The 24,557-nt window shown below is 39.2% G+C and carries 22 protein-coding genes; 6 read left to right on the forward strand and 16 right to left on the reverse strand.

The genetic code is table 11. The annotated features are described in order from the left end of the window. Window positions 1-2: 2 nt before the first annotated feature. From AC59JO_RS25630 to AC59JO_RS25675, 10 genes are all read right to left on the reverse strand, one after another. Window positions 3-1,169, reverse strand: coding sequence for a glycosyltransferase family 4 protein (locus tag AC59JO_RS25630; RefSeq protein WP_497309069.1), 1,167 nt, complete (start codon window positions 1,167-1,169; stop codon window positions 3-5). Next, entirely contained in the window at window positions 1,144-2,226 is a 1,083-nt protein-coding gene (locus AC59JO_RS25635) for a glycosyltransferase family 4 protein (RefSeq protein ID WP_497309071.1), read from the reverse strand. The genes AC59JO_RS25630 and AC59JO_RS25635 overlap by 26 nt, the downstream gene beginning before the upstream one ends. Before the next feature lies 1 nt (window position 2,227). Further along, entirely contained in the window at window positions 2,228-3,334 is a 1,107-nt protein-coding gene (locus tag AC59JO_RS25640) for an acyltransferase family protein (protein WP_497309073.1), read from the reverse strand. Between the two features lie 12 nt (window positions 3,335-3,346). Further along, the gene (locus tag AC59JO_RS25645; protein WP_413668459.1) at window positions 3,347-4,219 is read right to left on the reverse strand and encodes a glycosyltransferase family 2 protein; all 873 of its coding nucleotides are present in this window, start codon (window positions 4,217-4,219) and stop codon (window positions 3,347-3,349) included. Then, window positions 4,216-5,349: a glycosyltransferase family protein gene (locus AC59JO_RS25650; protein WP_413668460.1), complete on the reverse strand. Its 1,134-nt coding sequence runs from the start codon at window positions 5,347-5,349 to the stop codon at window positions 4,216-4,218. Before AC59JO_RS25650 ends, AC59JO_RS25645 begins: the two co-directional genes overlap by 4 nt. A 27-nt stretch (window positions 5,350-5,376) precedes the next feature. Then, complete coding sequence (locus AC59JO_RS25655; protein WP_413668461.1) at window positions 5,377-6,345, reverse strand: hypothetical protein; 969 nt, start codon at window positions 6,343-6,345, stop codon at window positions 5,377-5,379. A 6-nt stretch (window positions 6,346-6,351) separates the two neighbouring features. Further along, complete coding sequence (locus AC59JO_RS25660) at window positions 6,352-6,909, reverse strand: acyltransferase (RefSeq protein WP_091210389.1); 558 nt, start codon at window positions 6,907-6,909, stop codon at window positions 6,352-6,354. Further along, window positions 6,906-8,210: an MATE family efflux transporter gene (locus AC59JO_RS25665; protein WP_413668463.1), complete on the reverse strand. Its 1,305-nt coding sequence runs from the start codon at window positions 8,208-8,210 to the stop codon at window positions 6,906-6,908. Before AC59JO_RS25665 ends, AC59JO_RS25660 begins: the two co-directional genes overlap by 4 nt. A gap of 78 nt (window positions 8,211-8,288) precedes the next feature. Continuing rightward, window positions 8,289-10,622: a GumC family protein gene (locus AC59JO_RS25670; protein WP_497309077.1), complete on the reverse strand. Its 2,334-nt coding sequence runs from the start codon at window positions 10,620-10,622 to the stop codon at window positions 8,289-8,291. A 37-nt stretch (window positions 10,623-10,659) separates the two neighbouring features. Next, complete coding sequence (locus AC59JO_RS25675; RefSeq protein ID WP_413668465.1) at window positions 10,660-11,442, reverse strand: polysaccharide biosynthesis/export family protein; 783 nt, start codon at window positions 11,440-11,442, stop codon at window positions 10,660-10,662. A gap of 207 nt (window positions 11,443-11,649) precedes the next feature. Here AC59JO_RS25675 and AC59JO_RS25680 point away from each other — a divergent pair, with 207 nt between their 5' ends. Further along, window positions 11,650-11,880: a hypothetical protein gene (locus AC59JO_RS25680; protein ID WP_413668466.1), complete on the forward strand. Its 231-nt coding sequence runs from the start codon at window positions 11,650-11,652 to the stop codon at window positions 11,878-11,880. Window positions 11,881-11,900: 20 nt separating this feature from the next. Here the strand turns inward: AC59JO_RS25680 and AC59JO_RS25685 are convergent, their stop codons facing one another. After that, the gene (locus AC59JO_RS25685; protein WP_413668467.1) at window positions 11,901-12,290 is read right to left on the reverse strand and encodes a response regulator; all 390 of its coding nucleotides are present in this window, start codon (window positions 12,288-12,290) and stop codon (window positions 11,901-11,903) included. A gap of 165 nt (window positions 12,291-12,455) precedes the next feature. On the opposite strand from AC59JO_RS25685, the gene AC59JO_RS25690 reads away from it, so the two are divergent. After that, complete coding sequence (locus AC59JO_RS25690; RefSeq protein ID WP_413668468.1) at window positions 12,456-12,677, forward strand: hypothetical protein; 222 nt, start codon at window positions 12,456-12,458, stop codon at window positions 12,675-12,677. Between the two features lie 14 nt (window positions 12,678-12,691). Here AC59JO_RS25690 and AC59JO_RS25695 read toward each other — a convergent pair whose 3' ends face one another. After that, window positions 12,692-13,993, reverse strand: coding sequence for a WcaI family glycosyltransferase (locus AC59JO_RS25695; protein WP_413668469.1), 1,302 nt, complete (start codon window positions 13,991-13,993; stop codon window positions 12,692-12,694). An 884-nt stretch (window positions 13,994-14,877) separates the two neighbouring features. Here AC59JO_RS25695 and AC59JO_RS25700 point away from each other — a divergent pair. Further along, window positions 14,878-15,366, forward strand: a complete 489-nt coding sequence (locus AC59JO_RS25700) for a UpxY family transcription antiterminator (protein WP_413668470.1) — start codon at window positions 14,878-14,880, stop codon at window positions 15,364-15,366. 108 nt (window positions 15,367-15,474) lie between these two features. Next, window positions 15,475-15,840 (forward strand): hypothetical protein, encoded by a 366-nt coding sequence (locus AC59JO_RS25705; RefSeq protein ID WP_110587465.1) that lies wholly within the window; start codon window positions 15,475-15,477, stop codon window positions 15,838-15,840. 178 nt (window positions 15,841-16,018) lie between these two features. Here AC59JO_RS25705 and AC59JO_RS25710 read toward each other — a convergent pair whose 3' ends face one another. Then, window positions 16,019-16,585, reverse strand: a complete 567-nt coding sequence (locus AC59JO_RS25710) for an inorganic diphosphatase (RefSeq protein ID WP_413668471.1) — start codon at window positions 16,583-16,585, stop codon at window positions 16,019-16,021. 838 nt (window positions 16,586-17,423) lie between these two features. Between AC59JO_RS25710 and AC59JO_RS25715 the strand changes: the two genes are divergently transcribed. Both AC59JO_RS25715 and AC59JO_RS25720 read left to right on the forward strand, forming a co-directional pair. After that, the gene (locus AC59JO_RS25715) at window positions 17,424-17,759 is read left to right on the forward strand and encodes a hypothetical protein (protein WP_413668472.1); all 336 of its coding nucleotides are present in this window, start codon (window positions 17,424-17,426) and stop codon (window positions 17,757-17,759) included. A 372-nt stretch (window positions 17,760-18,131) separates the two neighbouring features. Further along, window positions 18,132-20,543: an ABC transporter permease gene (locus AC59JO_RS25720; RefSeq protein WP_413668473.1), complete on the forward strand. Its 2,412-nt coding sequence runs from the start codon at window positions 18,132-18,134 to the stop codon at window positions 20,541-20,543. A 6-nt stretch (window positions 20,544-20,549) separates the two neighbouring features. Here the strand turns inward: AC59JO_RS25720 and AC59JO_RS25725 are convergent, their stop codons facing one another. From AC59JO_RS25725 to AC59JO_RS25735, 3 genes are read right to left on the reverse strand one after another with little or no spacing between them, the layout of a single operon-like run. Further along, a complete protein-coding gene (locus tag AC59JO_RS25725) occupies window positions 20,550-22,145 on the reverse strand; it encodes an MFS transporter (protein ID WP_413668474.1) in 1,596 nt (531 codons plus the stop codon). A 5-nt stretch (window positions 22,146-22,150) separates the two neighbouring features. Next, window positions 22,151-23,206 carry an HlyD family secretion protein gene (locus tag AC59JO_RS25730; protein ID WP_413668475.1) on the reverse strand — a complete coding sequence of 352 codons (1,056 nt, stop codon included), beginning with the start codon at window positions 23,204-23,206 and terminating at the stop codon, window positions 22,151-22,153. Window positions 23,207-23,208: 2 nt separating this feature from the next. Then, window positions 23,209-24,549, reverse strand: a complete 1,341-nt coding sequence (locus AC59JO_RS25735) for a TolC family protein (RefSeq protein WP_413668476.1) — start codon at window positions 24,547-24,549, stop codon at window positions 23,209-23,211. Window positions 24,550-24,557: the final 8 nt, after the last annotated feature.

Consider the following 24,557-nt stretch of genomic DNA (forward strand, 5'->3'; position numbering starts at 1 on the left):
GGTTAATTATTTTTAGCCGCAAATACATCGTTGAGCGATGCTATCAATAACCGGCCGGTTTCATCCCAGCCTTTTAAACCGGTGGCTTTTTTAACCGCATTTGCCTTCATATTTTCATAAAGCTGCCTGTCATCAGCCAATAACTGCAGTTTGTCTGCAATACTTTTACTGTTCCTGATCGGGACTATAAACCCTTCTTCGCCGTCAGCTATGATATCATCGGCGCCAGTATTTTCTGTAGCGATAATAGGCACGCCGAATGACAGGGCTTCGCCCAAAACCAACGCTAATCCTTCTTCTATGGAAGGCAGGCAGAAAACATTCGCTCTTTTATAGGCCGCTTCCAGTTCCTGACCTTTTAAGATTCCGGTAAATACAACTCCATCCGGAATAATTATATCGGCCAAACCATTGGGATTGCTTTCCGGGCCTACAATCACTAACTTTTTATTGGGATGATTTAATAGCCTGAAGGCTTCAATCAGATATCTTAGGCCTTTACGTACCGATATGCTTCCAACATACAGAATTGTAAAGGTGTCCTGATCTTGGTTATCTGCAAGTTCAGTAGTTGTTGTTAGCTGATTAAAGCCATAAGGAACCCTGATTAACTTATGTTCAGGAAAACCAGCTTCAATAAAACTTCTTTTTACAAAGTTTGACGGCATCAGTATATAATCTGCAATGTGGTATTCTTCAATCCGTCTTGCTTTTTCCTTATCGTGAAAAGGTTGCCATTGCAGGTTTAATGATTCGTATTCTTCCTTCATCAAATTTTCCTGATACTGTACATGGCTGTTTACCGCTTCCGCAATAACTATTTTCCCTTTGCTTTTGGCCTGTTTGCTGGCATTGAGGCCGCTGCCATTGTAGTACATGAAAATATCTGCTTCATCAAGATATTTTATGCAGGCATTATCCTGTTCAATTTTAGCTAAGTAAGCCAATTGTGAACTGATAGATTTAGGTGCTTTAAATTTTAAGCTTGCCAGATAAATGCTTTGAATTTTATCGCTGCGTACTAATTTATCTCCTATTTCAGTAAACGCAGCACGGGGACTCCAGCGCGAAAAACCACTTACAAACTTGTAAAGAATCCCCGCCTCATGAAGAGCAAGCGCATAACGATAGTGATGGCTCCGGTTAGGCGATGTATAAATTACTTTCATAAATTTTGTTTTTGCCTGCGGATTTAATGATATCGATATATTGTTTAGCAACCACTTTACTGCTATGTGCTTTCAGATGAGCATCTGCTTCGGCCCTTAATCTCTCCTGCAAAAGTTTGTCGCTTAATAGCCTTTTAATTGCATCTACCAGGTCCTGTAAATCGCCTCTTTCAAATACCAGCCCTGCTTTACCAACGGCATCGGGCAAACCACCGCCGTCAGATACAATTGGGATACAACCACATGCAAGGCCTTCCAATGCAACTATGCCAAATGGTTCCTCCCACCTTGAAGGTATGAGCATGTATTGGTGTTGATTTAAACAGTCAACAAGCTTATCGCCGGTTAAACTGCCTTCAAACTTCACAATCTGTTTTATACCGGCATCTATCACATACTGTTTTAATTTTTCAAAGTCCTTCCCCTCGCCGATTACTGTTAACGAAATCTGGGAGGTATCGGAATTGGCTTCCCTGTATTCTTTATATAACTGCGCTATGGCTTCTATTGCTAAATCAGCCCCTTTATCTGACACCAGCCGCCCTAAAAAAACAAAGTTTTTAGACTTACTGCTATTGGCTACAGTTTTTATAAAAATGTCATCGTTATATGCGTTTTCGATCACAACTGCGGCCGGCCAGCATTTTTGGCGAATAGCATCACTCACGGCTATCACACTTGAAGCTTTCTTTAACCACAAATATTTCATTTTTGCAGGGAAGGGCTTAGAGCCATCTTCGTTACTTAACCATGTATTTAATGAAACAACCAGTGGCTTTCTAAATAAAAGAGCAGGCCATGACATCCTTAACACCGGGCTGTTTTCAAAAACCACATCTGCCCATTTATGTTCGATCAGTAATTGTTTTAAACCGGGGTTACGAACAACTTTATAAGGAAATACTTTGCTACCTGATTGCTGCGTCCAGGTAAGCAGATGTACCTCTACTCCATAGTTATGAAATGCTTTTGCCAAAAACTCGGCATTGGCTTCAGTTCCACCCAAATCGGGATAAAACTTGTGTGTAAGCAATAATACTTTCAGAGATTTAGCCATATTACGCATTGGCTTTAGCCAGTGATAAAGTTTTTCCCTTGTGCAATACTTTCCTGAAGAAACTTGTCCAGTGTTTCCGGTTTTCTTCCATAACATATCCAATTAGCATAGCGGCGGCGAATACAATCAGCATGGCGATTGTAAACTGCGTACCATCAAACAGCCTTGTTTTCCATATTGACCGCACCAGCACCAGCATTGGATCGTGAAGCACATATAATGGAAATGTAAGGTCTGCGAATTTCCTGATGAAGTTTACAACCGTGTTCGGTTTCTTTACATCTTTAGTTTGGTATTGAGGCAACAACCATAATGCAAGTGCTATAAAAACACCGATTATAAAATCTGTAATAAATTGCCCTGCAAAAAATAACGGAGCCTTGCCTAAATGAAGCGGATACCCTGGTAATATACAAAACAAGGTTACCGCAATGCCCACCATCGCTGCGATTAACAACCATGATAACCCATAGCTTTTTATCGGACTTTTAAATCTGTATGCGCAATTGCCTAAAAGCCAGATTGGCATCATTAATAAAATCTTAGGTCCGGCTATCAGGCAGGCTGCCAACGGTAACAGTAAGCCCTTCCAGCCTTTTGCTTTGAAAAAGAATAAGCCAAATATCACATAGTACCAAAACTCATATGATAACGACCATAAAGGCCCATTTATGGGAGGCGAGGCCGAAAAAAACCAAACCTCATTCAAAAACAGGCCTGATATAATATATCTTGGCCATGAAATTCCCCTGGTATAATGCGCTAATAACGCGGGATCAGAAAACTTAACAACAAGCTCAATCAGGGCGGTGATAATCAATGTAGGTATCAGAACTGAATATAACCTGCTTAGCCTTGCCTGTGCATATTGCAAGAGGCCCCGGTTATTTGCAGTGGTTGAGTATGCTATAACATAGCCCGATAGCGCAAAAAATATCACAACAGCCATATGCCCCCAATCAACGCCATTGTAATCATACCCTACCGAGGTGAACCATTGAGCATAGCCATGGCCTAAAAAAACAACCAAAGCAGCCACAATACGCAGGCTATCCATAAAAATGCTTGTCCCGCCTGCTATTTTCTTAGGAGTATTTGAGTAAACCATTATTTTACGCAATTAGATTTTCCCGGTAAAAAACATACCAATGAGGCTGGATCTTGAATAAGATTTATCAGCCCTGACCTCATTACTCATTTTGATGCGCCCAAGGGTATTTATAGCTAAATATTCCATCGCCAGGCGCCCAACAATTAATGAATTTAAAAGAGGCCTTACCGGATATTTGCCAAACTTTTTAAGCAGCTTGATCCTGTTTTGGTAGAAGCGGATAACCCGCCTGCCTACTTTTTGTGGAGTACCGCTACCTTTGTGAAATGCCCTTACCGGTATTAAACCAATACCCCAGCCTTTGCGGATGGCGCTCATGCAGATATCATGATCAAGTTCCAGCCAGTCATAGTTTTCATCAAAACCGCCAACCTGCTGTAATACCTCTTTCCTGATTACCATAGCACAGGTATACACCGTTATTTGCTTAGGGCTTTTGTTAAAATATTTTTGATAGTATCCATGTAACTTTTGACCAAGTATTACGCTCATGGCATCGGGCTCCGGCTCGTAGGCTACAGCCTGCTTTCCCTCAGCATTTTCGGTGCTGTAAGCAGCAATGCCGATAGTTGGATTGGATTCAAAAAATGCCTTAGTTTTAAGGATATATTCTTCGAGTGGCCAGGCATCGGAGTCGAACAGGATCACCAGGTCGGTATCCGTTGCACTTAGTCCCCTGTTTAAGCTTTTAACCAAACCTAAATTTTGCGGGTTACGAAGCAATTGTACATTGTTAAACTTGTTTTCGAACAATTCGGTTGAGCAATCGTCAACAACTGTAAACTGGTCAATTTGGTCATCTGCATAACGTAAACAGTGGTCGATGCACCTGGACGTCATCTCCATGGTGTTGTAATTGGTAGTTATTATTCCGACGGTCATGATTTTACACTCGATTTAAACATGGCGCTATACTGTTCGGCTGCATTCTGCGGGCTATATCTTTCAGCGAAGCCGGTATCCTGGTTTATAAACTTTTTTATGTCGTTTATATATTTTAGTTCTTCAACCTCATCCCTTTTTTGATCATCGTTTGCAAATCCATCGCGCAAAATGATAACCGGACATTGATTGTATAAAGCTGCTGCTATGCTGCCGCTTTTTTCAAATAAAACTTTGGGGTGATTAGAGAGACTTACATCACAGGCTCCCAGGTAATCTGCTATGTCGTTTTCAGGCCATTCTCCTAATACATACATCGGGACACCCGTTGCTTCATGTAGCTCGGCAAATTGCTCTTTTATAGCCGGGCTTTTACCCGCATGCGTAACTATAAGTTTTTTGTTAAGCTGATCATGCACATTTACCGATAGTTGCCTAATCCGTTCCTCAAGCAGACCATGCGGATGGAAACCTCCAAAAAAAGAAGCTAAAACATAATCGGTGCTGTTATTTCTAAAATCAGCCGGTAACTGTCCGTAAATTCGTTTCCGGGTACAGTCGCCAAGTGGCATATTACTGAATACAGGTATTTTATTGGCGTTGATGCCTGCCTTTAAAAGGCTCTTTTGATAGTATCCATTTGTTGTTGAAATGCACTTTGGTTTTAATGCTTTTATTACAGCTATTGCCGATCGTTTTTGAAAAAAACCAATGATCTTATCTTTCAGTGTGCTATCACTTGATTCGCCCTGCCAGATTTCGTGAAACATGATATGCACACTGGCATTGATCTTTAAACGCTTAAGCTGTTTAGCCAAATCAAATACAACGGCACGCTTTTGAAACGAGTAACCAACAAATTGCAAGCTTAGCCAATCAGGCGCAAAAGTCTCTGTTATTTCATGCAGCTTTATAAAGCGTTCGCGGGCTTCCATTGATGCAGGGAGACGGATCTCTGAAATCTCTTTATGTGCTGCATTTTCGATTAATGTATTGGCATAGCGGTCATTCAGTGCTAAAAGAAATACCTGGTGCCCCTGCTTCACAAACTCCAGTTTCAGTTTTCGGGAATAATCCCCTACACCATCACGCCCAGGTTCCAGAGATCCGCAAACAAGCAAAATCTTCATACTATTATCTGCAAGTTAATTAGCTGCTTAGTTGCGGGTGTAAAATCGACCTATAAATGCCCCCATATTTACAACCAGGCTTTTGCGCTGTATGTAGTTGTTATTAAAAAGATTGATGGGATGACTAACACACTTCCAGAATTTTTTATCTACACTTCTCGGGCTAACCCCTAAAAAGGACTGTTTCAGGAATTTAATACGCCAGGGCTTAGGGCTTCCCAAAGCATGAAGCATTAGTGTAGCGCCACCTTGCAAGCCCATTCCCTCTTTGCCAACAAAACTTACAACGCCATCCCAGGCACCAATGGCGATATTTAAAGCATCCTGATCTGTTTTGCTGAATGGAGCATAGTCACCGGCATGTTCTTTGGCCAGGTTAGCTTCGCCCGGGAATGGCGCCCGGCTTAATCCGCCTATCAGCGGACCAACTTTCTCCTGGATCATAATCCAGGTATCAACCAAGCCTATGTCCTTTTTGTTAACCCCTATGAAGCCAGAGTTTACATATATCTCTCTATCAAGGTTAAGGTTGATATCGAACTGCCCAAAATATTTTTTCCAGGCCATTTTGCGGGGATGGTTTGGAGGTAACGGTGAATTTACATCCTCACAAACCGTTACTCCAAATGATACCCACTCTTCGTAAAAACTCCAGTCATAATCCAAAATTATATCCGGATCAAAGTAGAAGATATTCTCAGCATCATTGGCAGGGCCCTCAAAAAGCCATTTCAAAAAATCGGGTTTATAATTGGCTAAATGGTAACTGGTTTTTAACCTGACAAAGTGAATTTTTATATCGTCATTAACATTGTAAGTGGCTAATTGATGATCCTCAAAAAGAGATAAATCTGTTGCAGTGGCCCAGGGAGGTAATTCGCCTAAATAACCGGCATAAATATCTCCCTTAAAACCATGTTTATGAAGTGAATTAACAAATGCGGCAACGCCAAGATGATAATGTCCTTCAAAAAGCGTACAAATAACTGTTTGCATAGTATTTTATCTGTTTTTTATAAAGCGGGCGGGTGTACCGGCCCATACCTGGTAGTCGGGAATTGATTTATTGACCAAAGAACCGGCACCTATAATACTGCCCTCGCCTATAGTTACCCCCTGAAGAATAACACTATGCGTCCCAATCCATACATCGTTCTTTAAAATTATTGGCTTGTGTATAACCGGTTGCTGATTGATTGGCAAACTGCGGTGCATCTCTCGACCCGCATCAACAAATGTTGTATTGGCAGCTATGAGGCAATCATTGCCTATTGTTAATCCTAATGTGATATTGAAATCACAGCCATGGCCAATAAAAACACGCTGACCAATATTTACAAAGTTGGTATCGGCAAATGGCTGGGGCGTTTTAAAAACCACGTCATCTTCAATTACACTTTCTGCTCCTACACTGATTTTGCCGGGCCATTTACATTTGATCTTACCTAAAACCACTCCATTATTAATCTGCATCCCTAAAACCCTATAGTATTTTTTCCGGAGTGATAAACTAATATTGCTAAGCTTATGCCTCAACATAGCCGGGAATCGTTGTTTCATAAAACTGTTGGTTTGGGTAGTTTTGAAACCCTGTAAATGAAGTATGTAATTAAGATGATAAAGGCAAGTAAAAAGTCGACGATGGAAAACATCAATACATTGGTTGTTTTTGAAAGATCCATAGTAACAACCAGTAATACCTGGAATAATATATTGATGGTTAAGTTAATTACCGGCTTAATGATCCAGCCACGCGAAACCAAAACCGAATAGGTAATGCCAGCAAGCATAGCCAAACAACTTGAAATGGTAATTAATAACATCTCCTTATTAAGATTTGTGTAGCCCTTACCCAATACCCACAGCACCTGCGCAGGAAATAGCATTACGATAACGATAACAATAAAGCTGATTACAAAAAGTGCGGCTTCAATTTGAATAAAGCGTTGTATGAGTAACTTTTTTTGCTCGGGTAAACGGGCAAAGCGCGGTACAACAAGAGTGCCGAACAAGGTAGTAAAAAGGGTTAAAACGGTAGTTAAACGACTTAATGCACCAACATGGGCTATAGATTGTGTGTTGCCGAAAATTGAGATAAGCCAGATAGTGATCTGCCCCGATACACAGAAATAAATGGCGCCGGGCAATGAGCGTTTTACGATTGCCAGTATTTCCTTTTCAATAACAGGATCTGATTTCTGCCCGGGATCTGCATACTCGGCTGAAATTTTCCGTAACTGAACGTTTGCCCACATACGCGGGATGCCGTTCCCCAATATTGCCACGGCTGTAAACGGAAATACCAATAACGAGCCTATCATCAGTACAAAGCGCCCTAAGCCCGCAGACAATTGATTTTTTTGCAGCTTATTTATCCCCTGGTGCAGTTTAGATGCCGTTTCGAGCAATGTATCGCTCAATGCTGCAAAGAACGACGGGATAATTGCCAGTACAATAAAGCATGATGATAACAACGTAGCGCCGTTATGTACAAGCAGATAAAAAAGTACAGGCAAAGAAATCAGTAAACTAAATATTCCGAATATTTTACGCAGTTTGAGCCCGCTGGCAATTACAACGCCTAATTTTTCCCGGTTTTGCCAAACTTTGCCTCCCTGCGCCATCACGCCTGATGAGATGCCACCATCTGCCAATACAGTCATTGTGCCCAGCATGGTATTTGCCAGTGTATAAAAGGCATATTCCGTTGTGGGCAACAACCTAACAATTAAAATCCCGGTTAATAAACCCAATAACTGGATAATTGCCTGGGCAGAAAATGTGACGGCCACAAGTTTGGTCCATTGTTGCCATTTCTCAAACCTGCCGTTCACAGAAAGGTTACTTGTTAAACTTTTCATATTGCAGGTAATAATTTTTGAAGATCGATCTTCAAATACATATAGTTAGATGTTGTCCCTGTTAATTAAGAAAGAGAATTAAAACCTGCTTGCAAACTTTTTCATTTTGCTTTTCATGCTTCGGGTTGGCTCCTTGATGTAGCTATTTTTTTGGTAGATATAGCTATTGGCATGCAGTTCGCTCTTTACAGCGTTGAAGATCAGCTTCATTCTTGGCAGTTTATTATCACTGCTCAATTCATTTATAAAGCCTAATTCCTGGCTTGGGGTATAATCCTGCCTTATCACGTACAAACACAGATCGCACATTGGTGAAATGATCGTAGCATCGGTTAAAATATGAACCGGGGGCGTATCTATAAGGATGTGGTCATATTTCAATTTCAGTTCGGAAATCAGGTTGGCCAGTTGCTTGCTTCCTAGCAATTCTGAAGGATTAGGCGGAACAGCACCACCACAAATGATGTGCAGATCATCCGAGATTTCAGACTTTTGGATTATTTGCGTTTGGTTTGCGTTACCTATAATATAATCTGTTAAACCAATGGTGGAATTTTTGAGGTTAAAGCGAGTAGCCAAAGTTGGGTTACGCAAATCCAGTTCAACAAGTACTGTTTTTTTCCCTGCAATGGCCAAAACCGTACCGAGGTTACTTAACACAAAACTTTTGCCTTCGCCGGAGATACTTGAGGTAAAAAGTGTGGTTTTACCGGGATTATTATTATTGTTGTGCAGATAGCTCAGCTTGGTCCGCAAATCCCTGAACTGCTCGCCAATAAAAGTTTTTTGGTTAAGCACAACAATCGGATCTGTGGTATCCGAATCGGTGATTTCAATTAATACCGGCAACCCTGTACCTTCAATGACCGCACCTTTACTTGAAACCTTGTTTTTAAAAGCGTCCCTTCCGTATATCATACCTGTAGGTACAATGAGGCCAAATAAAAGCGCCATAGCATAAACCGACCCGGGAATTGGTGCGCTTTGTCCCCCGCTATGTGCCTGATCAATAATAGCAGCATCAGAAATTGTTGAGGCATAATCCAGGCTTAGCTCCTCTTTTTTCTGAAGCAGGTAAACAAACAGATTTTCCTTGATTCCCTTCATACGGTCAATATCTTTCAGGTCTCTTTCCTGACCGGGTAAGCTGCGTATGGTTGACTGGTATGAAGAGCCAACGCTTTGCAAATTTCTCTGTGTTTCTAATAATGACGCCCGGGTTGTTTTTAAATTTTCCTTTAATGCAGTGCGTGTTAATGCTATTTGTTGGTTTATGGGATTAAACAACGGGTTGCTCTCTGGTAATGTAGATAGCATTTTAGTACGCTCCAATTGCAAATCAGTTAAGCGATCAATATAGCTTTGCAAGGCCGGACTGTTGATGCCCAGGGTTGAAGGTGCATTTCCTTTATTATCGTCGGAGTTGAGGTAACGATCAACACCATCCAAAACGCTTATCTGAATTTTAATATCATTAAGCTGTTTTTCGTTTGATTGAGCGCCGCCGACATACTGGGACGACTGGTCGGCAATTTCAGTGATGCCACGCACACTTTTGTAACCGGTATATTTATTTTCGACGTTATTAAGTTCCTGGGTAATGGAGCCTAAGCGTTCTTCAACAAATTTGATGGTATTTTGGGTTGAGCGGCGCTTTTCTTCTACCGAAGCAGCCATATAAACCCTTATCAAATCGTCAACAATTTCGCGGCCACGCTCAGGCACTTCGTCCTCAAGCCTGAAAGCAACCATCGAACTTTTAGCTATAGGCGATTCATGGATAGCACCCTGATAATAACTTACAACATCATCTATCTCACGTAATTTTATCCTGATAGTTTTACCTATATAATGCTTAAAATCAGGAGTTTTATCAAGTTTCCAGGTACCAAAACTATTAACGAGGCTATTTTGAAACGCAAACCTGATTGACTTTTCTTTAGGCTGTTTTATTAAGAACGTGCTATCGCTTTCAATCACAATATCAAATATTGAATTTAAAGGCCCTTTCCCACGACTAATTAACTTAAACTCAACCGGTGTGGTACTGTAAATATCTTTATATGAATAATATGGCGTTCGTTCAAGGTAAGTGGTCCAAAGCTGCAAATCTTCCACTACCTGCTTTGTTACCGGGATTGAACTCATTAAACCCATTTGTTCATCGATGCCGGTTTGGGCTTCTGTTAAATTAATTGCTTCAAGAGCGGCCTTATTTGCTTCTTTTTGCTGGTCTTTAACCATTACTTTGGCATATATCTGATAAACAGGACGTTTATATTTAAGATAAAAGACGGCAAGCCCCAAACACACAGCCAGGAAAATCAGATATAAAGGCCAATGAAACAAGATCTTATTAAAAAAGACCCTGGCTTTGGCCGAACCTGAATCAATAGAATTAGCAACCTCCATATTATGTTTTATTTATTGAAATAACTTTTAGAGCATTTTACTTAGTTACCTGGTAGGTAACCAATATCAGTGAGGCTATTGAAATTATGATTGGTAATATTTTAAATGTGGAGCTCTGACTTGCAAACTTATCTTTGCCAGGCTCAACATATATCAGGTCATTACTTTTAAGGTAGTAATATGGCGATTCGAACAGCCGTGGAGAGGTAATATCAATATTTATATATTTCCGTTTACCATCAACTTCTCTAACCAATAAAATATTTTTTCTGTTGGCTGTTGGGGTAAGGTCGCCGGCCCTGCTAAGTGCATCGGTAATTGAAAATCGCTCATCAGTAACAGAAAGCACATCAGGGTGTGCAACATCTCCCAATACTGATACCTTAAAATTCATGAAAGAAACTGACACTTCAGGCTCTTTTAGAAACGGGGTAATTTTGCTTTTAATAGTTGCCGCAGCATCCTCAAGCGAAAGTTGACCTACCTTAACACTGTGTACCAGCGGAAGCTGAATTTCACCGTCTTTATTAACCAGATAGCCGGTAGCTGGAGCCGCCGGGCCGTCGCTATCTTTGCCTTTGGCTGAAGATATAGTTGCAGGACTGCTGTTAAAAATTGCCGATCCATCGGCATTTAAACTTTTAACAGTTAGTGCCAAAACATCGCCGGGCTGTATAGTTGGCGGAGAAAAATTGGTGATCTTATAGCTCATTTCGGGGTTTCTTTCAAGCCCCTGGAAATAAATATTTTCCTTGTAGCTGGCGCAGGATGTCAGCAACACCATTAAAATTACACAAGTAGCAAATAATTGATTTTTCATCATGATTGATTTAATTATTTCTTTAAAAACAGGCCGCTGGTTTATCCCCCGGCATCTTAAAAGATGTTATTACAGCTTTGGCTGTTAGCAGACTATGATTAGCTGGAAAGCAACATTAAATGATTAAGTAATTGTTGCAACATTATTAGAGGAAAACCGTATAGCAGTGCAAATACATTTTATTTATTATCAAAAAGCAGATTTGCAATGGCACCAAACCTTCAAAAAAAAATTTACTTAACTGACTTTGAACAAAATCTGACTTTTGCGGGCTTCTTTAAATCATATAAAGAAGTAAATAATAAGGTCATTGCCACTTTGCAGGATATCGAAGTTTACGATTACGCTTCTTCAACTCCATTATTCAGTTTGCAGGAAATCACTTTAAAAAGGAGCAAGTGCAAAATTTACATTGAGGGTATTATTCCGGCCTGTTAAAGCAGTTGATTTTTCGTAAATCACTGAGGCTCCAATATCTTTTTGAGTGTGACCTTGGTTAAAGGCTTTATAATATAATCTAAAACAAAATCATATTTTTTTGACAAGGCCAGATCCGTTGGATCAATTGACGACGACATAATATAAACAGCTATTTTTTTTGCTAAACGGTGTTTTAGCTTATTATATTTATGTAGAAATGTAGCACCGTTCATGATATCCATGTTGATATCAACAAATATCATATCGGGCAATTCGTCACTGTTGGTTTTGTTTTCACTTAAAAAATCAAGAACTTTTGTTGCATCGAAATAATACTTAGTTTGAGGCACATATAAAAGATATGTGTCAATCATTCTTTGAATAATAAAATGCTGAATTGGCTCATCATCAATAAATATTAATTTCACAAAGGTTAGGTTTTGCAGAGGTTATTATTGAAAAGGCATTTTGCGGCCTGTATATGTCAGATAAAAAACAATTACATAAAACTCTTTAATAAAAACAATCATTTCTTTTCGTCCTGAAAAAAGATTGACATAAAATTTTATTTTCTTTGCGCCAATAATTAAACTATGAGTGAGCCCGTTACAAAAAGAATATATATAACCGATCTGAATGTTAACCTTACATTTTTGGGTGAGGTTAAGGCTTTTGAAAATAAGGATGGAAACATTACAGCTTCGTTGAACAATGTTACCGTGTATGAATACTCTTCATCTAATTATTTATACGCTCAATCTGAAATTTCTCTTTCAGGCCCTGCATCACGCTTCCATATTGAAGATGCAGTATAATTTTTTGTCTTAAATTAATCTGCATCCCTGTCTAATCTCAAATACTTAATTCCCTTATGTTCGGGGTATACAGTTTTTTGCATATTTAACATCATCCTCCTGATCACCTTGCTGATGTTAAGATGATTTTCGGCATAGTTACGGGCATTTAGTTTAATTTCGGAGTTATCGTTTGTACAGCAATCCAGGATAGCATTTTTCAAATGATCGATATCCTCGGGGGGAATAACAACCCCCATGCTGTTGTCGGTTATTACCTCATATAAAGTTGTACCCTGCTCCGCCGTTACCAGCGCTAACCCGCCAACCGCCAAAATGGTGGTAAGTTTTGATGGCATAACCAGGTCGGCAGCACTCTTTTTCTGCAACACCAGGTGAACATCGGCCATATTCAAAAAGCTGTTGAATAAATGGCGTTCCTGAAGCGGAAGAAAACTTACACTATCAAGCTGCTGTATCTTGGCACGCTGAATGAGTTTATCTTTATGAGGCCCGGTACCGCAGATAACAAACTTTATAAACTTATGCGCCCGAAGCTTTTCGGCTACATCCAAAATTGCTTCAATTCCCTGCTTTTCGCCTATGCTGCCCGAGTATAGCACCACTTTATCATTTGCATCAAAATTCCACACCAATTTCAATTCGGCATTGTTGTTTAAGGGGTAACAGGTATCAGTGTCAACCCAGTTAGGAAAAAAGGATATTTCGCGGTTGATTTTATAACTGATTTTTTTAAGCATCCCCTTAGAAATTGAACTTACAAAATCAACCTTTCGCATAATAAGTTTTTCCATTCCGAACAAAACCTTAAATGCTCTTTTTGACTTCAGCATATTCAAATCCCGTGCAGCCTCAATTTGCAGGTCCTGAATATGATAAATAATTTCACCGCGTTTAAAAAACCTGTAAAACAATCCTAAAAATCCTAAATGAAAAGGTGGGGCGATGCAAAAAATATAATCGTTTTTGGGTTTAAACAATAAGTAAATGAGCGTAAAAAAGGCCGACAGAAAAAAACTGGCTTCATGAACCAGCCGCTTTAAGCCGCCGGGTTTTTCAGGTATATATAAGGGGCACCTGTAAACGGTCAGCATGCCGTCTTTCAATACTTCACGCTTATAAAATTTGTTTGAATAAGGTGATTGTACTTTCCAGAAGGGGTAATACGGAAAAGATGTTACTACAGTGCATTTATAATTATTCTCAACAAACCATTCAACCATATCTCCGGTATATTTTCCAATACCTGTCAATTCTGGAGAAAAGTTAATGCCTATAACTAATATCTTTTTGCTCGATGCGTTTGGCCTGTTCATTTGATTAAGTTATCAGCGGGAGGATTCAGAATCCTGACTATTTTAAAACTCCTGTTGTGCCCAGATCACAATTCACTTAAAATTAATTTCCAGCTGCAGCTGTTTAATATACGGGCACGATAGCCCATGCTTTTTAGAAATTAAATTGACTTGAGGAATGTGGTCGCAGTAACTGTCCGATTGGTTAGAAACGTTAATTGATAATTGCGTATAGCTTCGCCATTTCGCTTACAGTGAGCTATTTTCAATCAAAAATTACTGTGCCGGTCTATTAATTCATTGTCAATGTTTAATTAAACATGAATTTTATTTAACACATTGATACAAAATTAGCCATATAATTTACTTTTCATCAACAAAACTGCCGATTGTTGTGAAATGTACAAAAGTGTGATATTATTCACATTCTTGTAACAAAGTAACAACCATTTACGTACGGGAAACCTCTATAAAAAGCACGGTAGAATAAATTCGCTTAACGGGGGCACTTTTCCGAAACATTTACACCTTTATTTAACAACAAGGAAAAATACACCTTTGAATAATAACCATAAGTTAAAAACACTTTTCGACTAACTATTCATTAATTTTTTTACCAATTTCATTATCTCGCTGGTTAAAAACGACCATCATCCACAACTGTTATTTGCTTAAACAACACCATAAAAACAGCGTATTTTTTATACCACACTTTTTCACAATTTGAAAACAAATTGTGTGAGGCCATGCGAATTATTAAACTAATTGGCGATTTTTATGAAAATAACACACTACAAAGTGAAAAACATTAGTTTGATTATCTACCTCATTTTCAAACAAATAAAAAAGCTCGAATAACTATGATGAACAACGCCGTTTTACTCAAGCCCGCATCACCTAGCTGGATGGTTGTATATACCAGATCGAGATTTGAGAAAAAAATAGACAGAACTCTTAACGAAAACCGTATCATGTCTTTCTGCCCGGTTATTAAATCACTGAAAAAATGGGCAGATAGAAACAAAATGATAGAAACACCTTTATTTCCGTCATATGTGTTTGTGAAGGTAAACTCAGGCGAACAACTTAAGGTGAAGCAGGTTCCGGGAGTAATAAATTTTGTATCCTATTGCGGAAAGCCGGTTACTTTAAATGATGCGGAAATTGAACGCATAAAATCAATAGTTAATAACTATTCAGAAGTTGAGCTTATCAGCATTCAGAATTTAAACATTGGCAATAAAGTTAAAATAAAAGATGGCCTGCTATATAACTACCAGGGTGTGGTTACCCAAATTATGGGCAAAAACATATTAATGACCATTGAACAACTTAATTGTGTTTTAACGGTGAAAGTAAACATAGATCAAATATGTTTAAATGTTGCAAGTTAACTTTTTAAGATGTATTATTAACTTGTCGTTTATTTTTTATTATAATTATCAACTTAATCGAGGTTAAGATTGTTATTAAGCAGTTCAAAACTTATTTTATAAAAACTTATGGATTTGCACCATGGCGAAATAGTGGAAAAAGTGGTTAGGCGCAAAGGCTGCAGCATAAGCGAAATCGCACGATTCACTAACGTAAACCGTCGCTCCGTTTATTACTGGTTTAATCAAAAGTATTTAAAGCCAAAAATCATATATAAAATCGGGCTTTGCCTGAAACATGATTTTTCTGTCGAATTCCCCCACTTGTTTACAGAAGGTGAATTTGATAATATTAAAAATCAAGGCTATCAGGCACCAGATTATCATGCAGATGAGATAGAGGATTCTTACTGGAGGGATAAGTATATTGAACTGCTGGAGAAGTACAACAAAAGCCTTCTCGAAAACTCAAAAAAGAAATTTAATCAGCGATAGGCTCCTGGCTAAATTGATTACGCTTCGCTAAAAAATTATTTATATAAATAACAAGAGGAAAAGTCCCCGTAAAAACAACAACACCAACATATACTTATAACTTAGGTATATTAAAAATGCTTAATCCGGAAATTCTATTATTAAGAGCCGAATTAAGCATTTTAATTTTAGCCTGTACTTAGCCGGCAGCTTTCACTTCGTTTTGAGTTGATTTAAAGTTAACATCATATAACACCTGGCTATCTTCTATAACACGGTGCGCGTAACTAACGCCCATCCAGCGCTCAACAGTTACATTTTTACCTTCTAAAACTTTATAGTCTTTAAAGAAGCATTCTATCTCCTTAATAGTATGGGGAGGTAGTTCGCTTAAATCATTTATATAATTTACCGACATATCATTATTAGCAACGGCAATGATCTTATCATCCTGCTCGCCATTATCAATCATATGCATTACCCCTATCACTTTTGCTTCAATTATTGACATCGGAAAAACATCAACCGAACATAATACTAAAATATCAAGCGGATCTTCATCGTCGCAATAGGTTTGTGGGATAAATCCATAATTTGCCGGGTACATTACAGATGAGAACAGAACGCGGTCTAACTTTAAAAGTCCCGATTCTTTATCAATTTCATATTTTGCTTTTGAGCCCTTAGGGATTTCAATAACGGCGTTTACAACATAAGGAATCTTGGGCCCTGTTGAAACTTCATGCCATGGGTGCTGTGTATTCATTGGTAGTAATTTAATTTTATGCTTATTATTTTATGAAAGTACTAATAATTCGGCAATTTCATTGCCAAATCCCTATTCTATTTTTATACATTTTATTGCTCAGTTACTTCTCAACCCAACTTTCCTTTCACTTCTTCCTGATTTACAGGATAGTGTAACACAAGATTCGCTTAAAAAAACTTCAGCCAACACATTAAGTATACAAAGCAATAGCGGTTTTAGTATTAGATTACCTGCATTTAAAAAAGCAAGGACGGTCGAAACGATCATCAATTAACCCACAATTTTGTTTAGCAACAATGGGTAAATAATTTGGACATAGCATTTAAATTAGCCCGCTATTAGGTTAATTCCACATTAATTAACTATTAATATAACAAGGTTTTGATAGCAAAAATTTGGCACATATTTTCACAATTGCATTACAACCATATTAATTGTAACATTATTGTAACACATCAGGCATTTGCTTCCCATTATTTCTTTTATCAAACAACACGCAAATTTCAATTTAACAAATTTGGGAATAAAATTTCACATATTGTATACATTATTCCACACATCGCGCGTAATTAAATACACAGCATTTTATTTTTTTAAAAAAACACAAGAAAATAAATTACATAAAAGTTAAAATTATTCTGTAAAGTTGGAAATACCTTTTATCACCAAACCAACTTCTCCTATCAATTTCGTCAAGATTAAATTACGGGTACTGGCATAGATGTTGCAATACCCAGTTACCTAATGTTAGTTAGTTTATTGATTAATAACTAATTATTAATTAGCACCTAAGCTTATTTTGATTTAGTTTTTTAACTTTTTACAGCTAAAAATTATGCAAAAACATCACGGTCAAATTGTAGAAATACTCGTTAGAAAAAAAGGCTTCAGCATTACCGAACTCGCTCAGCATTCAGATGTAAGCAGAAGCGTGGTATACCAATGGTTTAACAGAAAAGAATTAAATGCAGATATTATTCACCGCATAGGCCGAATTGTAGACCATGATTTTTCGAAAGAATTTCCGGAATATTTTCCCAAAAACACCAATGCCCCCTATGATGTCAGAAACAGGGAAATGATGCGTCCAAATCATAACAGGGTAAACCTTTGGAAAGATAAGTACATCATTTTGCTGGAACAGTATATTCAATTGCTCTCTACAGAATAGATTATTTGTTAAACAAATTAGTATCTAAATGCAACTCCATGCATTTAGATACAAGGATAATATTATCACCTAATCCCTTCACAAATCGTAGTCAAATGCATAGCCCTTCTCCTTTTGTCAATACTTTGAAGAAGGAGGAGGAATTAAAAAGTTTCCTCATTTAGCTATCCACTCCGGAGCGTGCAATTTCGAGGCTACTGATCTCATTCATCGCCTTGTTATGAAAGCGAACGAAACATGTACGTTTTCGATACATACCTCGCACCAATCATCTAAATAAAATACTAACAATCAATGCATTAACCCAATGGCATTATATTTTAAACAAAACTTTTAAAGCTTTCCTTTTAGTTCTGTTTAAACCGTAACGTCATGATTAAAAACTACTTAAAAGTTGCATGGAGAAACCTTTTAAAAAATAAGGTTTCGTCTCTGATCAACATCGGCGGGCTCGCTATCGGTATGTCCGTTACTATCCTGATCAGTTTATGGATCTGGGATGAATTCTCATTCGATACATATCATCAAAACTATGACCGCATTGCCCAGGTAAGGACGCGACTTTTCGACCCGCATACCAAGGATCCCTATGCTAATTCATCAATGCAGGTGCCAATGGTAACGGAACTGAAAACCAACTATAAAGATAATTTTAAGCATATCGTTATGGCATCATGGGATGTTGATGATATTTTATCTGCCGGCGATAAGAAATTATCCAGAACAGGCTTGTTTATGGATCCGGGTGCGCCAGATATGCTCACTCTCAAAATGATTCACGGTTCAAGATCCGGATTAAAAGATCCTTATTCCATTATGCTGTCGCAATCAACCGCACAGGCTTTTTTTGGTGATAGCAACCCTGTAAATCAGGTAATGAAGATCAATAATAAATTGAATGTGAAAGTTACCGGAGTTTATGAAGATTTACCGCTCAACACTCAATTCAAAGACCTTAAGTTTATCTCACCTGCCGACTTATGGGTAATTGATAACCCCTGGATAAAACAGGCATCAACTGACTGGCAAAACCATTTTCTGAAAATTTATGTAGAAATCAGTCCTAACACAGATTTTGAAAAGGTTTCAAGAAATATCAAAGACGCTGAAATAAAAAACCTGAGCAACTTTAAAGACGAGGCTAAACTAAACCCGCAGGTATTTTTACACCCCATGCGCGATTGGCACCTGCATAGCTATAAAAGAGGTATTGCCGATAGCGGCCCCATGCAAATGGTATGGCTCATTGGTATCATCGGTACTTTTGTATTGCTCCTGGCCTGCATCAACTTCATGAACCTAAGCACCGCCCGTTCAGAAAAGCGAGCCAAGGAAATAGGTATAAGAAAAGCCATAGGCTCCATGCGCAAACAGCTGATAGGACAGTTTTATAGCGAATCTTTTCTGATTGTGTTACTCTCGTTTCTCGCATCACTCATTTTGGTGAGATTATCGTTACCCTGGTTCAACAATCTATCAGGAAAACAGGTAATGATGCCATGGCAAAATGTTTATTTCTGGCTTGCCTGTACTGGCTCTATTTTCATAACCAGTATTATAGCAGGAAGCTATCCTGCTTTGTACTTGTCATCTTTCAATCCGGTAAAAGTATTGAAAGGCACATTTAAAGTTGGCCGTTTTGCTGCCATTCCGCGTAAAGCACTCGTAGTAGTACAATTTACAGTATCGGTTGCTTTAATCATTTGTACCATTATTGTTTACCGGCAAATCCAGGTAGCCAAAAACCGCCCGGTAGGTTATACCCGCGAAGGATTGGTGATGATCGAAAAAAAATCGAGCGACTTTGACGGAAAATACGATTTGCTACGTTCAGAGCTCAAAAACACCGGTGTAGTAACGGAAATGTCCGAATCATTCGGCAAGGTTACCGAAATAGCTTCGGGCAATGGCGGTTTTACCTGGCGGGGCAAAAACCCTAACCTTGAAGACCAATTTGGCACTTTACCTGTAACTTTTGAATATGGCAAAACGATTGGCTGGCAATTTGTAAACGGGCGCGATTTTTCGAGGAATTTTATAACTGATTCATCCGGCATCGTCATCAACGAATCGGCTGTTAAATACATGGGGTTAAAAAACCCAGTTGGTGAAGAGGTAAGCTGGAAATTCCAGGATCAGGCAGTAAAACATTATAAAATACTGGGCGTGGTTAAAGATATGATTATGGAATCGCCTTATGCGCCAATGTATCCAACTATATTCATGATCAAAGGTCATGTACCTACAAGCTTGATCAATATCAAAATTAAACCGAATGTAAGCGCAAGTAAAGCATTACCTAAAATAGAAGCTGTTTTCAAAAAGCTAATTCCATCGGCTCCGTTTGAATATAAATTTGCTGACGACGAATACGCTGCAAAATTTGCCGCCGAAGAGCACATAGGCAGGTTGGCCTCTGTTTTTGCAGGTTTGGCTATTATTATCTCATGCCTTGGTCTCTTCGGTTTGGCTTCATTTGTGGCCGAGCAACGGGTAAAGGAAATTGGCGTTCGCAAAGTTTTAGGCGCATCTGTGTTCAATTTATGGAGATTGCTTTCTAAAGACTTCGTTTTACTGGTGATGATATCCTTATTAATTGCCTCTCCCCTTGCTTATTATTTCATGAACAAGTGGCTGCAGCACTATCAGTTCCGCACCGAAATTTCCTGGTGGGTATTCGCGGCTACGGCAGCAGGAGCGTTCCTGATAACTTTGTTTACGGTAAGCTATCAAAGCATCAGGGCCGCGCTTGAAAACCCGGTAAAGAGTTTAAGAAGCGAATAATAACAATCAATAAACTACAGGTGCAGGCTGGCGTGATTTAAGGTTTATGATTGTGCGGTTAGCCGATGGGAATAAAATCACCACCAAAATAAGAGCAAGCAACACCCAGCTGATGAGCTGATAGTAATCAACAGCAAAACGCAGCTGGGCTTGCGCATTGATATTTTTGTTCAGTAAGCCGTTGGCTATTTTCGCGGCCTGATCGGCAGCTATACCTTTGCCTGTTAAAGCTTGCTTATATACAGCTAATTTTTGAACAGCAAGCGGGTTTAACTGGCTCAATTGCTCCTGGAAACGATTGGCATGATCATTTTGCCTGTATAATTGAAAATAATTGATAAGCGCTATACTACTGCTAAAGCCCGTAAAACGCATAAAAATACCAACTGCAGAACCGGTTGTACCATATTGAACCGGAGATGACGAAATTACAAAAAGGATTACCGGTGTCATCAGCATACCTGCACCTAAACCCTGCAATATTACCGGGATAATCAGATCTTCGGTATTAACCTGCGATGAAAAAACAAAGCACATATACACATGAAACGCCAGCAACAAGGTAAAGCCTAAAATAAGGATATGCCGCAAAGGCTTTTTCATCAGCAAAAACCTTGATGATATGGTTACGCTGACAATAATACCTGCCAGGTTATAAATAAGCAGATACCCAACATGGATTGGATCCATCCCCATGGCGCTGCTCATAAATGACGTAGTAACACCAAACGCTCCACGACAGATATAAAACACAAACAACAACAGCGCTGCCAACACAAATTTGCGGGATTTAAAAGCCTGAATATGAAAATAAGGACGCTTTGAACTAAGCTGCCTGAATACAAAAACGGCAAACAGTGCGATAACTATGGCAACGCTGTAAATAATCCGTTTGTCATCAAACCAATCATACTGCTGACCGTAAACCATAATGTAGCCTATCAAACAAAGTCCGGCCGAATAAATGACAAAACTGGCCCAATCCAATTGGTACAAAGGCAACTTACGGCTAAGACGCACATTGTTCATGATGATACACATCAATATCGCTCCCGGTAAAAAGGAGTAAATAGCACATTTGTATATCACATTGAAATTAAAATCATCAATAATAGATGCCGTAAATAAGGTTGACAGGGGCGACACGCATAGCAGGATGCAATAAACAACCGAATAGCCAATTTCCTTTGATCGTTCGCTATGCAAACGGGTAAACATCAGGGTGAGGGTAATGCTGAGACTTGCACAGGTTAGCATGCCCTGCATATATCTAAAAATCAACAACACAAAAAAAATGTGCACGTAGTAACAGATATAACAGGTAGTTACCAGCAATAATACACTGATGAGCAAATAAGTTTTACTGGCAATATTTCTGAAGAAGCGTTTTTCCAATACCACAAAGCTTGCTGTTGCAGCATACAGTATGATCATCGAGTATTGCGCATCATTTGGACTGATACCGTAATAACCTGCAGCCGCTCCCACATTACTGATAGACAGGGAAAACAAAATTATACCGGGCAATACAACCAACAACAATGTGATACGGATCAACCATTCGGGTACCCAGGGCTTAAAAACAGGGGTTAGATTGCTCATGGCTGTTAGTTTTTGGGTACGGTTACACTGGCGTTCATACCTGCACTTAAAAAGTTAGCGGCTTTACTATCAATTTTTATTTTTACAGGGATACGTTGGGTAATCTTCACGAAGTTACCGGTAGAGTTATCAGGCGGCAACAACGAAAAACGCGAACCAGTTGCCGGTGACAATGAAAGGATCTCCCCTTTTATTTTCCTGTCGGGATAAGCATCTGTAGTAATTTCCACACCACCGCCTATGTGCATATTGTGCAACTGTGTTTCTTTAAAGTTAGCTACTACCCACAAACCGGTTTCTTTATCAACGATATAAGCGAGCGTTTGACCTAACTGAATTTGCTGACCAGGCTGAATAGTCCTCTTACCCATTTTACCATCATATGGTGCAGTTACAACGGTATAAGAAACGTCAAGCTCGTTACGCTGCAATACCAACTCACGGCGTTTTATTTCGGATAGTACCGGCGAAATTTGCGAACGGCTGTCATTTACTTTTGACAGCGATGCCTGGTAATTATTTAATGAAGCCTGATAATCAGACCGGGCTACATCAAGGGCGCTCTGTACATTTTCCAATTGTTGTTTAGTGGCCGATTCTGCTTCATATAGTTTGGTGAACCGGTCAAATTCCTGCTGGGCTTTAACCAATTTAGCTTTGGTAGCAGCTATCTGTACTTTGTTTACTTCCGCTATTTTAGCAGCAGTTTCTACATTACTTTCCAACACACTCACCTGCTCGCGTGCGTTTTGCAAGCCTGCACCGGCTTCCTCCTGTTGTATTTGATATTCGCGGTTATCGATAATGAGCAGGGTATCTCCTTTTTTTACATCCTGATTTTCATCATACCGTATCTCTTTTACAAAACCGCTTACCCTTGCCGTAATCGGGTTAATGTAAGCCTCAACCTGGGCATCATCGGTTTCTTCATAGTTGTACAGGTGCAGCAAAGTTATAATACCCCATACCAGTAAGCCAACAGCAACTATGCCGGCTATCCACGTAGTTATTTTAGTTATTAACTTATCAGTTGCGGTATAAGTGTTTATATGTTTGTTCATGATTAAAGTTTCCCGGTTACGTTTTGTAATTGATAATATTGAAGTTGAGCGGCTATCCTGGCAGCAGCCAGATCAAAGCGGGTCTGTAATAACTGCGTATCCGCATCAAGCAGGTCAGTTATCAGCGAAAGCTGGTTAAAGTAAGTATTGTTCACAATTCGCCTGTTTTCGGTAGCTTGCTGTACATTGGTTTTGCTTACATCCACCCTGTTTAACGCTTCTTTATACCTGAGCCAGGCTTCGTTTACCTGCTGACGGATACCATCCTCTGTTTGGGCATGCTCAATTTCCTGGCTTTCCAGATCGAGCCTTGCCACTTTTACTTTATGGCTGTTATGATAAAATGATGAAATAGAAAACGAAGCTTTTACACCGGCAAAACCCAAACCGTATAAACTCGGCGAATATGGATAAAACAGGATTTGGGGGTAGCTATAATTATAAGCCGCAAACAAACCTACTTTAGGCGATATGTTTGCCTTTACATTCTTCAATTTCAGTTTGCTTAGCTCTGTTTCCTGTTCGGATATCTTAAGCTGATAAGCATTCTTTCCCGCATCAGTTAAATACTCATCGTAAGTTTCCTTTCCCGTGGTGTCCAGTTGCACCGCTTCAACAGGGACAACACGTTGCTCATCGGGCAAGCCTATCAGGATGTTCAACTTTTGATTGGCTATCGCGAGGTCATTATCTAATTGAACCAACGAGAGTTTTTGTTTGGAGAGTTTTAACTCGGCCCTCAGCACATCGCTCTTTAATACCACACCATTTTTTTGGAGTGTTTTGATTTGTAAAAGCTGTTTTTCCTGCGCTGCGATATCTTTCAGCAGCAGATCTTTAAATATGATACTACGTTGCATATCGAGGTAATAAGCCGCGGCACGTAGCTTCACTTCAGATACGGTTAATTTTTGCTGTTCGCCGGCTATATTATGCTCACGTTTACGGGCGTCGATCTCCAAATTGGTTTTATTCCCGTTGTAAATGTTTAAATAAGCCTCTCCACCCACGGTATAGGTAGTGTGCAAAACCGGAAATTGAGTTGGCGTATTAAAAATGCCGTTTTCGTAAACCGGCATATTGCTTACCCGGGCATATTCGCCGTTAATGCCAATCTCGGGCAAACGTTCGGCTTTGGCATCTTTAACGGCTTCCGCACTGCTTGTTACACGTAATTGCTTAATTTGAACGGCTTTGCTGTTAATGGCTGCTTTTTGCCAAACCTGTGCTATGGTTAAAGGAAGGTTTTTGCGGGTATCAGCTATGGGTTGTTGTGCTTTTATTGAAATGCCCAACAACAAAACTGGCAACAAGGCCAGATAAAATTTACTATTAAAGTTCATGGTGATTT

This window comes from Mucilaginibacter sp. A5337, assembly GCF_059690695.1.

Coding starts and splice junctions, on each gene's coding strand:
- AC59JO_RS25710 (WP_413668471.1), bottom strand. CDS start 16,585: ATGAATACACAGCACCCATGGCATGAAGTTTCAACAGGGCCCAAGATT.
- AC59JO_RS25725 (WP_413668474.1), bottom strand. CDS start 22,145: ATGAGCAATCTAACCCCTGTTTTTAAGCCCTGGGTACCCGAATGGTTG.
- AC59JO_RS25735 (WP_413668476.1), bottom strand. CDS start 24,549: ATGAACTTTAATAGTAAATTTTATCTGGCCTTGTTGCCAGTTTTGTTG.
- AC59JO_RS25730 (WP_413668475.1), bottom strand. CDS start 23,206: ATGAACAAACATATAAACACTTATACCGCAACTGATAAGTTAATAACT.
- AC59JO_RS25645 (WP_413668459.1), bottom strand. CDS start 4,219: ATGACCGTCGGAATAATAACTACCAATTACAACACCATGGAGATGACG.
- AC59JO_RS25705 (WP_110587465.1), top strand. CDS start 15,475: ATGGATTTGCACCATGGCGAAATAGTGGAAAAAGTGGTTAGGCGCAAA.
- AC59JO_RS25695 (WP_413668469.1), bottom strand. CDS start 13,993: ATGAACAGGCCAAACGCATCGAGCAAAAAGATATTAGTTATAGGCATT.
- AC59JO_RS25720 (WP_413668473.1), top strand. CDS start 18,132: ATGATTAAAAACTACTTAAAAGTTGCATGGAGAAACCTTTTAAAAAAT.
- AC59JO_RS25650 (WP_413668460.1), bottom strand. CDS start 5,349: ATGAAGATTTTGCTTGTTTGCGGATCTCTGGAACCTGGGCGTGATGGT.
- AC59JO_RS25690 (WP_413668468.1), top strand. CDS start 12,456: ATGAGTGAGCCCGTTACAAAAAGAATATATATAACCGATCTGAATGTT.
- AC59JO_RS25670 (WP_497309077.1), bottom strand. CDS start 10,622: ATGGAGGTTGCTAATTCTATTGATTCAGGTTCGGCCAAAGCCAGGGTC.
- AC59JO_RS25640 (WP_497309073.1), bottom strand. CDS start 3,334: ATGGTTTACTCAAATACTCCTAAGAAAATAGCAGGCGGGACAAGCATT.
- AC59JO_RS25680 (WP_413668466.1), top strand. CDS start 11,650: ATGGCACCAAACCTTCAAAAAAAAATTTACTTAACTGACTTTGAACAA.
- AC59JO_RS25715 (WP_413668472.1), top strand. CDS start 17,424: ATGCAAAAACATCACGGTCAAATTGTAGAAATACTCGTTAGAAAAAAA.
- AC59JO_RS25655 (WP_413668461.1), bottom strand. CDS start 6,345: ATGCAAACAGTTATTTGTACGCTTTTTGAAGGACATTATCATCTTGGC.
- AC59JO_RS25660 (WP_091210389.1), bottom strand. CDS start 6,909: ATGAAACAACGATTCCCGGCTATGTTGAGGCATAAGCTTAGCAATATT.
- AC59JO_RS25665 (WP_413668463.1), bottom strand. CDS start 8,210: ATGAAAAGTTTAACAAGTAACCTTTCTGTGAACGGCAGGTTTGAGAAA.
- AC59JO_RS25630 (WP_497309069.1), bottom strand. CDS start 1,169: ATGAAAGTAATTTATACATCGCCTAACCGGAGCCATCACTATCGTTAT.
- AC59JO_RS25675 (WP_413668465.1), bottom strand. CDS start 11,442: ATGAAAAATCAATTATTTGCTACTTGTGTAATTTTAATGGTGTTGCTG.
- AC59JO_RS25635 (WP_497309071.1), bottom strand. CDS start 2,226: ATGGCTAAATCTCTGAAAGTATTATTGCTTACACACAAGTTTTATCCC.
- AC59JO_RS25700 (WP_413668470.1), top strand. CDS start 14,878: ATGGTTGTATATACCAGATCGAGATTTGAGAAAAAAATAGACAGAACT.